A 10,770-nucleotide genomic window follows, 5' to 3' on the forward strand; every position below is an offset into this window, starting at 1 on the left:
TAATCATAAATGACCGCCAAAATAGCGCTGTTTCGTGAACAATTCAGTCGTCATGAGCAGGAAATTTATCATAGCGATAATTTTACTGTGACCAGTTTTAAATATGCATCAGGTATTGAAGCATTAAAAATGACCAACTCTCGGGGTTATGTCACTGTCTTACCTTATTATGGCCAGATGATTTGGGATGCAGAATTTGATGGTCATAACTTGAAGATGGATAACATGTTTTCTCAGCCCAAGCGCGGAGAGAATATTGTCGATACTTACGGTTGTTTTGCTTTCCATTCAGGTTTGCTGCGTAACGGTTGTCCATCACCTGAAGATGACCATGTATTACATGGTGAAATGCCTTGTGCCGAAATAGATCAAGCCTGGTTACTTATTAACGGTGATCAGCTGGCGTTGACGGGCAGTGTGGAATATGTGAAAGGGTTTGGTGACCATTATTGCGCTCAGCCGTTAGTCAGACTGACTGCGGGTAGCGCGCAATTCGATATTGAAATGAAGGTCACTAATTTAGCCAGTATTGCTATGCCTCTCCAATATATGTGTCATATGAATTACGCTTATATTCCAGGGGCCACTTTCCGTCAAAATTTACCGGGTTCAGCCCTAAAATTACGTGAGACAGTCCCTGCGCATGTTCATCCAACGCCCCAATGGTTGCAATATAATCAGCAATTAAGGGAGCGTCCGGCGGGGCTAACTGACCTGAATGAACCCGAGTTCTATGATCCGGAAATTGTTTTCTTTGCTGATGATCTTTCGCAATATGTTGATAAAGCAGAATTCTTTATGTTGGCTCCGGAAGGGCATCGCTTTGTCACGCGGTTTTCAACTGAGCAGTTTAATTATGGAACTCGCTGGATACTTTATAATGGTGATCAGAAAGTGGCCGCATTTATTTTACCTGCCACCTGTCGCCCTGAAGGGTATTTAGCTGCGAAAGAAAAGGGCACATTGCTGATGTTACCGCCGGGAGAAAGTCGTCATTTTAGCGTCACCACCGGGGTAGTCTAAAATAAGTTGTTGGTTTTATTATCGCGGGCAAGGATGCCCGCAACCTTAGAGACTAAATACGGCCATAAAATGTCATTCGCGCCGTTTCAGATAATGAGATATCAGGTTGCGCATTATAAGCCAGCACCACCAGCATTCGGGTGATATCACCTTGTGTTGGTGTGACTCGATGAATGGCATTCCTGCCACGAAATAGCACTAAATCCCCCGCTTCAATACCTAACGTTTTAGGTGTAATTTGGTGGTTTAATAGTTTTTCTACTCCCGAATAATTCATCTCCCCTTTATCGGCATCCCGCATCTCTTCAATGTATTCAAAAACGCCACCCGCCAAAGGTTTTTGTACCAATAAGGTGATGGCAAATGATGAGTTATCAAAATGCCATCCTAGTTCTTGGCCTTGACTGGCGTAATGTAAATTGATGGAAGACAGAGAATCGGCATAAGGGTAGAGTCTTTTTTCACCTAAGACCGCACACAGAAAATCTTGAAAGTCGGTCGCGTTATACAGCGCTCGCAGCGCAGAATTTGAGGGGATGTCCTCATCGGTAATACAACCTTTTGATGAGGTTATCAATCTATTCCGAGGATGATCAACAGCAAATTCCGGATCAATTTTGGTCAGGTAAACATTGTGTTTATTTGCTGTGTAGTAGGCCAGATGTTTATGATTTATCCCTTCGCACTTAATACTGTCCAGTGCCTGCGGTAATAGGAAATCAGATAAAACCAATGCCCCGAATGCTTCTAAGGTGCTTTTGCTTTGTGCAATGAATGTCGGGTCGTTGATAGGATTGGCGGTCATATTAATTATTTCAGCGAGTTTCTGCATATTTCCCCACAGTAATGCGAAATGTTACTTGGCTTCCATACTCAACTGTATAGGATAATTTGTAGCTAAAATAACAATAAAACGTTACTGATAGGTTAAGTTTGGCTATCGATATCACCATCATGCGCTATGGGAAAGGGATCGGATAATGAACAATCCAGCTGCGGTTCGCTTGCCAAAATTAACCGCTATATTAGCCTTTGAAACCGCAGCTAATACTGGCAGCCTGGCCAGTGCAGCGGTGCGTCTATCATTAACCCCTGCTGCGGTAAGTCAACAAATTCGCCAGCTAGAGCAGCATTTAGGCATTCAACTCTTTGCTCGCTCCAAAACGGGTGTTGAATTGACACCGCAAGGCAGTGCTTATTTGGCTTATGTGCAACAAGCATTTGAAACATTGCGTATGGCGCAACAAGGTATTGCGCGGGATAAAGGTGACTTATCCTTAAATATATTTGCATTACCCGCGTTAGCCAGTCGATGGCTTAATCCACATCTCAAACAGTGGTTGTCACAATATCCAGATGTAGACATCCATATTCACGCCACACATTCAGCGGTAGATTTTAATCGTTCTGCTGCTGATTTTTATCTGGCTTTTGGTAATGAGCATTACCCTCAGCAAGAGCAAACGGTTTTATTTCAAGATTGGGTCTTTCCTGTTGCCAGCCCCAACTTATTAACTGCGCCTTGGTCAGAGAGTCAGCGCAAGATTGATTATCCAATGATCCATGTTGATTGGGGTAAAGAAGGGCAGTTTTTGCCTGATTGGCATGAATGGCTTTTATCAGCAAAATGGGGCGCGAGTGTTCCTAATCGCGGGCCAATTTATAATCTAACGTCAATGGCAATTGATTCAGCAATAGCGGGTAATGGCATTTTACTGGGGCAGCAAAATTTGATTAAAAAAGAAATAGCTGAAGGCAGTTTAATTCAATTATCTGAGCACAGATTGCCCGTAACCAAACCTTATTATTTAATTTATCCTAAACGTACACTGGACAAACCGAAGGCGATGGAGTTTATTCAGTGGTTGCAGAGTCTTTGCTAGCTGAATGCATAATGAACTGGCATAATTGATTTATTGAACGTTTTGGTACGCTGTTCTGCCAAACGAGTCATTATTAAAATAAAATTCTGACTTATTATTTAACCTATAAATTGGACTTAAGTGCAATTTATAGGTTTCTTCTGTGCTTTATTTGTGTGAAAAGTCTCGGTAAGAAGAGTTATTTATTAAAAATTGCCATTAAAGGCAGAATAAAAATTATTATTTTAAGATAGGGGCATATAAACCATCGTGGCTAAGAGAAAATCTACTGGTACCGGCTGGGTTATCCTACTGATAGTCGTTTTAGGGCTTATTACGGGTATCCCAAGAGAGGTGTGGATTGCACTGAGTGCGGCTATCTTATGCATGTATTTTGTCTGGCAAAATCTTAAGGGCACTAAGAGGCATCCACGCCCGTCTATTAATACTGATATGCAAAAAACCTCGACGGTGCCCGACCTTGGGGATTACCAGGTTGCCCCGTCTCAGTTGGAACCAGAACAATCGGTTGTACCCGATGAGTCTGCGAATAAATCGCCTGCTGACGATGCCAAGAAATCTAAAGTAAAACAGCCCGACGTTTCACGGGGTTCGTTAGCCCGCGCCTCGTGGCTTCGTCCCGGTGAGTTGGCGGTGGTTGCGGGAATAAACTTACCTGATGGTATGATTTACATTGGTAATAAATATAAAAGCAATCGTACCGGTGCCGAGCCTGCATTTATTAACCCCTCCATGGAAGTTGCAACAGAAGAAATAGATATCTCATTACCACTGATTGAAAATGCACCGGATTACTCAACTTGTTCACCGGAAGCAAGAAAGGCGTATTTACAGTGGTTATCGGAAGGCCGTAAATCACCCGCAGCAGATATTGGCTATGTTTTCTTATTTTTCTATGGCTTAGAGCATCGAGTGCTCATTGACGCCGCGATAGATCCTATTGCTAAAAAAGAACTTCCGATCATTGAAGCTGAAATTAACCGCCTACTAAATATTTACGGGAAAAATAATGCATTTAATCATTATGCGCAGAATCTATTAGTTTATATCTCTAGGGTGAATATAGATGAGAAACTCTATCTCTCCGCGCCGCCAGAAATACGAGAGGCCTCAACTGAGCTGCCGTTGGCGCTATTGGTTGGATTGGGGCAATTAGCCCTTGACCAGAAACCCTTGCCAGCACTATGGGCACTTGCGTGGGGGCAGGCCTGTCCAGCTATCAACCAAAATATCTCAATGGCACATTGTGCTGATATTTTTTCCACCTTGTTCTGCCAATACTACCAAGCGCAATATGGGGATGGATTTTTATTACCCGTCAATAAAACCAAACTACAAATATTCTATCGCCCAGCATCTGCGGGTTTAATGGGGCAAGAGTTTTTCCAGCAAATTGCTGATCTGCCTAATGTCACAGTGTGCAAAGCACATCGAGATAAACTGCGGGCAATATTTGAAACATGTCAGCGGGATCTTGCTATTTATCACCGCTTTGCCAGTGTTAATCCAAAGAAAAAAATGTCACTAGAAGGGCAGCTATTAATGCCGATGGCATTGTGGTCTGTGCCATTAAAAACCGAATTAGAGAGTATCAAAGCCAGAGTCGGCTATGGTTTATTGATGGTCACGTTGGGCGAGCTATTTCTTCAACTCAGTAGCGCCTGCGGGACAAAACCATTAGAGCGTTTATCGCGCAATCATGTGATGGCATTGACCTGCGCACTAGCTTCTTTGCAAGTGGGTATTGAACCGGATGTCAGAGCCGATAATCGCACCCCTGTTTTGCAAGATACGGTTGCACTATTTCCTATTGAATCGCTGGCTGCTGAATCGGCTACTCTTGATACTTACCGTGTCACGATGTTGACTGTCGAACTGGCGTGTGCCGCGGTCATGTTGGATGGGCGTATCGGCGAACCTGAATCCATAATATTGACCAAACATATTGATGCTTGGGGCTTTCTTAGCCCCGGTCAACGTATGCGCTTAAAAGCTTATTTGCAGCCGGGCATACGAAAAAATAATACATTGTTGGCCCTGAAGAACAATTTAGAGCCGCTCTCGCTAGAACATCGCCGTGTTATTGCACGTTTCCTGGCGCACCTCATTCAGGTTGAGGGGACAATTACGCCACAAGAAGTGAAGTTTCTCGAGCGAGTATACAAACGTTTTGCGCTGGACAGTAAATGGGTTTATGCCGATCTTGATAGCCGAGCAACACCAATGACATTGAGTTTGCCGTCAACGGCCGTTGACGTGGTGACGGATGCTGATCGTGTCAATCTGCTGAAAAAGGAAAGCCAGGAGTTGGCCAACTTACTTGAGAATCTGTTTGTCACTGAAGCTGTCAAAGCACAAACCTCGCAAGAGGTTAACCCGCAATCTCTGGCGGCAATAACGGCTGATTTGCCTGAAAGTATCGTAACATTCTTGAAATTATTGATTTCACGAGATTCTTGGGAACGCGATAAATTGGTGGATATTGCATCTGATATGGAAATAAAACTTGATGATGCTTTGGTTGATATTAACCGGAAAGTATTGGCCGCGTTTGATAATCCGCTCATCACCGGTGACGCCACTATTGTGATAAACCGCGACATTTCAGCCGCACTACTAATATAGCGGGTGGGAGATGAAAAAGTGGCCTGACTTGAGCTGAGCCACAATTATCGCTACCATAACGCGCCTAATAATGTCTGAGAGATGAGAGTAATGAAATACCAATGGATACTGTTCGATGCAGATGAAACTCTATTCCATTTTGATGCTTATCAAGGATTAAAGCTCATGTTTTCACGCTTTAATGTAGATTTCTCTGTGCAAGATTTCGACCATTATCAGTTGGTTAATAAACCCCTTTGGGTTGATTATCAAGATGGTAAGATATCGGCAGCCGAATTACAAAATACACGTTTTGAAATGTGGGCCGAAAAGCTGGGAGTGACAGCAACGCGCCTCAACAGTGAATTTTTAGTCGCAATGGCAGATATCTGTTCACTATTACCCGGCGCTCGCGAGTTAGTTGATGCCCTGATCGGTAAAGTGAATATGGGCATCATTACTAATGGTTTCACAGAATTGCAGACTGTCCGATTGGAACGCACTGGGTTGAGAAATGTATTTTCCCCACTGATTATTTCAGAGCAAGTCGGGGCGGCTAAACCTGATGTTGCTATCTTTGAGCATGCTTTCACTTTAATGAATAACCCTGCGAAAAAAGATATTCTGATGGTAGGAGACAACCTCCATTCGGATATTCAGGGCGGTATTAATGCTGGCATTGATACTTGCTGGCTTAATACCAACGGTGCTATCGCGGATGATAATATTGCGCCGCGTTATCAGGTCAGTTCACTGGCAGAGTTACAAAAATTACTGCTGGCGTAATTCAATCCTATTTAATGAAGTAAGGGGCGTTAGCGATATATTGTCGGTAACGCCCTTATTATTGATGTGATATTTATTGCCATAGAGCGGCTAGCATTAAGGCATACGGCAAATAAAAAATAATAGAAGATATGACCCTTGGCCGACACTGCCATTTATTCGCAGCAGTGTCGGTCAGTGATAACAGCCGTATTACCGCTGATTCGCGACTAAATCCTCAACTTGATCAAAAATAGGCATTTCAGAGTCAAAGCGGCAAACCTGAAGCACATCCTCGAGTTTTTCGAGCTGGTTTATCATTTGCTGCAAACGCTGATCATCTAAGACTTGTAACCAGATTCGGCTTTCTTCTCCGCCAGCCAAAGGCATACATAATATCCCATCAACGTTAAATGCACGGCGGGCGAATAAACCGCAAATATGGGACATGACCCCCGGGTGGTTACGCACGGTGAGCAGCAGCGTGACGCGCGCTGAAGTGGTTTTTTGTGGCGCTATTTGTTGACCAGTCATATTATTCACCTCCAATCATATCAATATTTGCCGCACCCGGTGGCACCATGGGATACACTTTTTCATCTACATCAATCAGTGCATGGATAAGGACGGGGCCAGGGCGGTTTAAAGCTTCATGCAATGCGCTATAAGGATCACTGGCAGTATTAAGATCGCAAGTCGAGAAGCCAAAGCCTTCAGCAATATGAATAAAATTAGTGCGGTAAGGGTAATCAGCCGCAAAGATTCTTTTACCGAAGAACAATTCCTGTTGCTGATGAACTAAACCTAATGATTGGTTATTCATCAAAATAATCTTAACGTTAAGTTGCTCTTCTGCTGCGGTCGCCATCTCTTGAATATTCATCATCAAGCTGCCGTCCCCTGAAAAACACACCACTTTTGCTTGCGGTTTGGCCAGTGCAGCGCCAATGGCGGCGGGCAGTCCAAACCCCATGGTGCCCAGCCCGCCGGAGGTTAACCACTGGCGAGGACGATGCAGAGGGTATGCCTGAGCGACCCACATCTGGTGCTGGCCAACATCAGTGGTAATGATAGTGTCGTCATCCAGGGCTTCTGCGGCCGCACGAATCAACCCATAGTGGCACAATGGGTTGGCACTATTGGGCTGATTGAACGGAAATTCGCGCTGCATATCACTGACCATGCCACGCCATTCACTGCGGGCTTGCGTTTCAACCAAGGGCAGCAAATGGGTTAATACCTGTTTAATATCAGCATTCATCGCCAGATGTGGCCGACGAATCTTACCCAGTTCCGCCGGGTCAATATCAATATGGATAATACTGGCATCGGGGCAGAACTGTTCGGCTTTGCCGATGGCACGATCATCAAATCGCGCCCCCAGCACAATCAATAAATCGGCTTGTTGCATAATAAGGTTAGTTGAACGCGCAGCATGCATCCCCAGCATTCCCAATGATAATGGGTGCTCAACCGGCATCGTGCCTAATGCCATTAATGTCATGGTCGTTGGCAAACCGGCTTGTTCGGCCAGTTGTATGGCTTGCTGATGAGCTTCGGAGCTGACTATCCCGCCGCCCAGATAGAGCACTGGTCGAACTGCACGATTAATCATTTGCGCGGCTTGTGCAATAGCCACCGGGTCAACTGGGCAGGGCTTATCAGCGAGACCTGGCTCTGGCAGGGCATCAAGCTCGATTTCTGCTGTTTGTACATCTTTGGGAATATCAATCCATACTGGGCCTGGGCGTCCAGACTGTGCGATACGGAATGCGGCAGGGATAACTTGGGCGAGTTCGCTAATATCACGCACCAAATAATTGTGTTTGGTGATGGGAATCGACATACCGTAAGTGTCGACCTCTTGGAACGCGTCGGTCCCAATCATTGAAGATGATACTTGGCCCGTAATACAAACCAGTGGGATGGAGTCGAGTTTCGCATCCGCAATCGCTGTAACCAGATTGGTCGCGCCGGGGCCACTGGATGCTAAACAGACTGCTGTTTGCCCAGAGGCTCGGGCCATGCCCTGAGCCATAAAACCAGCACCTTGCTCATGCCGCGCCAACACATGGCGAATAATGCGGCTTTGCCCCAGAGCATCATACAGCGGCAACGCGGCCCCACCAGGAATCCCCGCAACAGTGGTGATGCCTTGCTGTTCCAGCAAACGAACTATCAATTGGGCGCCTGTATAACGCATGGTTATATCCTTCATCAGGGCCGGTGGCTAACAGAGTGGGGCAAAAAAGAAACCCCGCTCGGCTGGCGCCGGCGGGGTTTGGGAATCTTTCTGGATTCGGTACCCGTTACGGCGCGCTGCCGACCACCACCACTACCACGCGCACGACGACTACCGCGTCAACATGCGCGGTGTTTAGTAGAGCGAAATGAGTAGAGGAATAGTTCACGAGGTATCTCATCAATAAGTGTAATAAGCCTTAAAAGATAAACACGATTTGTAAAAAGGTACAAGAGTGCTTAATGAGAAGAGTGCAAAAATCTAAGATTGATCACAGAGTGACTTGAGCAGGCATTGCAAGGTTATTTCTTAATCTATTGAAAATAAACAAAATTAATTAAATTTTTATTATTGCCATTGTTACCTTGTTTGAGTTCAAAAAAATGAGGCGGCTTCATTTTTTGTTACGGCTAAATTCTAAGGAATCGGGTTTTGTTTATGCCTTGTTTAAATTTTAAACATTAAGGTGGCAGTTCTTAGCTTGAATGGAATAACCTGATAAGACGCAGAAGGGACTTATGCATAAATCATTATCTTTGGCTTTAATTGCTGTTTTAGCCGGCTGTGGCGCGAAAAATAGCGCACATGAACAAGTCGATATTGATAATTACACGGCTAATCGAATCACTTACATCATAGAAACTCAAGTTAAACAAACGGATCATCGCTATCCCGGAGAGGTGATTAATAAAGTCTCCGCTGCGTTTTTGGGAACCCCTTATAAAGCGGATATGTTGATTGGATCGCCGACAAAACCTGAGAAATTAGTGATAGATTTCAGAGGGCTGGATTGTTTTACTTATCTTGATTATGTTAACTCGCTGCGGAAGGCTACAGATACAACCGATTTTGTGCAGCAGCTTATAAGTACTCGCTATATTAACAGTGATATTAGCTACAAAAATCGCAAACATTTCTTCACTGATTGGTCACACCAACCGCCATTAAATGCGCAAGATGTTACTGCAAAGATAAGTTCTCATGCCGTGACCGTCACTAAGTTCCTGAATCAAAAAAAGGATGGTAGTGAATTTATTCCGACATTAGGTATCGTTAAACGGGATGTTGTTTATATCCCGGCGGAGTTCATTAATGAAACTGTTGTTAGCCAATTAAAAACCGGTGATTACATTGGTATTTATACCAAAATAGAGGGATTAGATGTCACTCATACAGGTATTTTTATTATGACGCCTGATGGGCCGATGCTCCGTAATGCTTCTTCGTTGCAAAAGAATATGAAAGTTGTTGATTCGCCCTTTATTCAATATGTGAAAGATAAACCCGGGATTGTCGTGCTGAGAGCGCTATAAAACTGGCATTATCTCTCCTCACTAAATAATATTATTTGATATGTATTAGCTGATTTTTAAATTACAAGGAGTTCAATATGTATATGATTGACTATAATAATTTTCGCGCTATCAAATCATTTAATTCACGAGTGCGCTTCTTAGTCTTGCACTACACCGCCGAGAATTTTGAAAACTCTATCCATTCCTTAACTGGCAATAATGTCAGTGTTCATTACTTAGTCCCCGACCTTAATGATGAGAGTTATAAGAAAGCGGGATTTAATGACATGCGAATATTTAACCTGGTGGATGAAAATGCGCGGGCCTGGCATGTGGGCGTCAGCAGTTGGGCAGGGCGCACTAATCTTAATGATACTTCCATCGGGATTGAAATTGTCAACTTAGCTACTGAACAGGGTGGTGTTTTTGATTTTCCACCGTATCCAGAAAACCAGATTGCAGCAGTAAAACAGTTGGCGGCAAATATATTACAGCGCTACCCTGATATATCGCCGACACATGTGGTGGCTCACTCAGATATTGCCCCAACTCGCAAGAGTGATCCTGGGCCAAAGTTTCCTTGGCTGGAATTGTATAACGACGGCATTGGTGCCTGGTATGACCCTGATACCAAAGAAAAATTTACTCAAGAGTTTACTCAGCAAGGATTACCGACTAAATCTGACTTACTGGGCCACTTCAATACTTATGGCTACGATATTTCCATCGCCAGTAGTGATGATGGCTATCAGCATCTGGTTCGCGCATTTCAGCTACACTTTCGGCCTGCGGACTACGGTGGTCATATTGATATTGAAACGGCGGCTATTCTCTATGCTTTGGTTGAAAAATATTTTCCGGCCTAGCGTTAGTGGTGAAATTATAACAAACTAAATATCGGCTCTCCATTCCCAACATCTGATCGGGAATGGAGGCTATTTATAATGAGGGTAATCTG

10 protein-coding genes are annotated in these 10,770 nt (G+C 44.2%); 6 read left to right on the plus strand and 4 right to left on the minus strand.

What is annotated here, in order from left to right; all coding sequences use genetic code 11:
- Positions 1–9: 9 nt before the first annotated feature.
- Positions 10–1,023 (plus strand): aldose 1-epimerase family protein, encoded by a 1,014-nt coding sequence (locus tag F0T03_RS10575; RefSeq protein ID WP_159678251.1) that lies wholly within the window; start codon positions 10–12, stop codon positions 1,021–1,023.
- Between the two features lie 52 nt (positions 1,024–1,075).
- On the opposite strand, the gene F0T03_RS10580 is transcribed toward F0T03_RS10575, so the two are convergent.
- The gene (locus tag F0T03_RS10580; RefSeq protein WP_159678254.1) at positions 1,076–1,855 is read right to left on the minus strand and encodes a HalD/BesD family halogenase; all 780 of its coding nucleotides are present in this window, start codon (positions 1,853–1,855) and stop codon (positions 1,076–1,078) included.
- A gap of 148 nt (positions 1,856–2,003) precedes the next feature.
- Between F0T03_RS10580 and F0T03_RS10585 the strand changes: the two genes are divergently transcribed.
- From F0T03_RS10585 to yjjG, 3 genes are all read left to right on the plus strand, one after another.
- Positions 2,004–2,906 (plus strand): LysR substrate-binding domain-containing protein, encoded by a 903-nt coding sequence (locus F0T03_RS10585; protein ID WP_159678256.1) that lies wholly within the window; start codon positions 2,004–2,006, stop codon positions 2,904–2,906.
- 249 nt (positions 2,907–3,155) lie between these two features.
- Complete coding sequence (locus F0T03_RS10590; RefSeq protein ID WP_145553498.1) at positions 3,156–5,531, plus strand: tellurite resistance TerB family protein; 2,376 nt, start codon at positions 3,156–3,158, stop codon at positions 5,529–5,531.
- Positions 5,532–5,621: 90 nt separating this feature from the next.
- Positions 5,622–6,296: a pyrimidine 5'-nucleotidase gene (yjjG, locus tag F0T03_RS10595; protein ID WP_145553496.1), complete on the plus strand. Its 675-nt coding sequence runs from the start codon at positions 5,622–5,624 to the stop codon at positions 6,294–6,296.
- Between the two features lie 192 nt (positions 6,297–6,488).
- Here the strand turns inward: yjjG and ilvN are convergent, their stop codons facing one another.
- From ilvN to ivbL, 3 genes are all read right to left on the minus strand, one after another.
- On the minus strand, positions 6,489–6,809 hold the full coding sequence (gene ilvN / locus F0T03_RS10600) for an acetolactate synthase small subunit (protein WP_159678259.1): 321 nt from the start codon (positions 6,807–6,809) through the stop codon (positions 6,489–6,491).
- A 1-nt stretch (position 6,810) separates the two neighbouring features.
- Positions 6,811–8,478, minus strand: coding sequence for an acetolactate synthase large subunit (gene ilvB / locus F0T03_RS10605; RefSeq protein ID WP_162526934.1), 1,668 nt, complete (start codon positions 8,476–8,478; stop codon positions 6,811–6,813).
- Between the two features lie 106 nt (positions 8,479–8,584).
- Positions 8,585–8,698, minus strand: coding sequence for an ilvB operon leader peptide IvbL (gene ivbL, locus F0T03_RS10610; protein WP_145562003.1), 114 nt, complete (start codon positions 8,696–8,698; stop codon positions 8,585–8,587).
- Between the two features lie 337 nt (positions 8,699–9,035).
- Here ivbL and F0T03_RS10615 point away from each other — a divergent pair, with 337 nt between their 5' ends.
- Entirely contained in the window at positions 9,036–9,830 is a 795-nt protein-coding gene (locus F0T03_RS10615) for a DUF1460 domain-containing protein (protein ID WP_159678263.1), read from the plus strand.
- A gap of 77 nt (positions 9,831–9,907) precedes the next feature.
- Positions 9,908–10,678 carry an N-acetylmuramoyl-L-alanine amidase gene (locus F0T03_RS10620; RefSeq protein WP_145553486.1) on the plus strand — a complete coding sequence of 257 codons (771 nt, stop codon included), beginning with the start codon at positions 9,908–9,910 and terminating at the stop codon, positions 10,676–10,678.
- Positions 10,679–10,770: the final 92 nt, after the last annotated feature.

The organism is Yersinia canariae, from assembly GCF_009831415.1.
Lineage (GTDB): Bacteria > Pseudomonadota > Gammaproteobacteria > Enterobacterales > Enterobacteriaceae > Yersinia > Yersinia canariae.

What these genes read in the sequence shown, in the direction of transcription:
- F0T03_RS10575 (WP_159678251.1), top strand. Translation starts at nt 10, where the DNA reads ATGACCGCCAAAATAGCGCTGTTTCGTGAACAATTCAGTCGTCATGAG.
- F0T03_RS10580 (WP_159678254.1), bottom strand. Translation starts at nt 1,855, where the DNA reads ATGCAGAAACTCGCTGAAATAATTAATATGACCGCCAATCCTATCAAC.
- F0T03_RS10585 (WP_159678256.1), top strand. Translation starts at nt 2,004, where the DNA reads ATGAACAATCCAGCTGCGGTTCGCTTGCCAAAATTAACCGCTATATTA.
- yjjG (WP_145553496.1), top strand. Translation starts at nt 5,622, where the DNA reads ATGAAATACCAATGGATACTGTTCGATGCAGATGAAACTCTATTCCAT.
- ilvN (WP_159678259.1), bottom strand. Translation starts at nt 6,809, where the DNA reads ATGACTGGTCAACAAATAGCGCCACAAAAAACCACTTCAGCGCGCGTC.
- ilvB (WP_162526934.1), bottom strand. Translation starts at nt 8,478, where the DNA reads ATGCGTTATACAGGCGCCCAATTGATAGTTCGTTTGCTGGAACAGCAA.
- ivbL (WP_145562003.1), bottom strand. Translation starts at nt 8,698, where the DNA reads ATGAGATACCTCGTGAACTATTCCTCTACTCATTTCGCTCTACTAAAC.
- F0T03_RS10615 (WP_159678263.1), top strand. Translation starts at nt 9,036, where the DNA reads ATGCATAAATCATTATCTTTGGCTTTAATTGCTGTTTTAGCCGGCTGT.
- F0T03_RS10620 (WP_145553486.1), top strand. Translation starts at nt 9,908, where the DNA reads ATGTATATGATTGACTATAATAATTTTCGCGCTATCAAATCATTTAAT.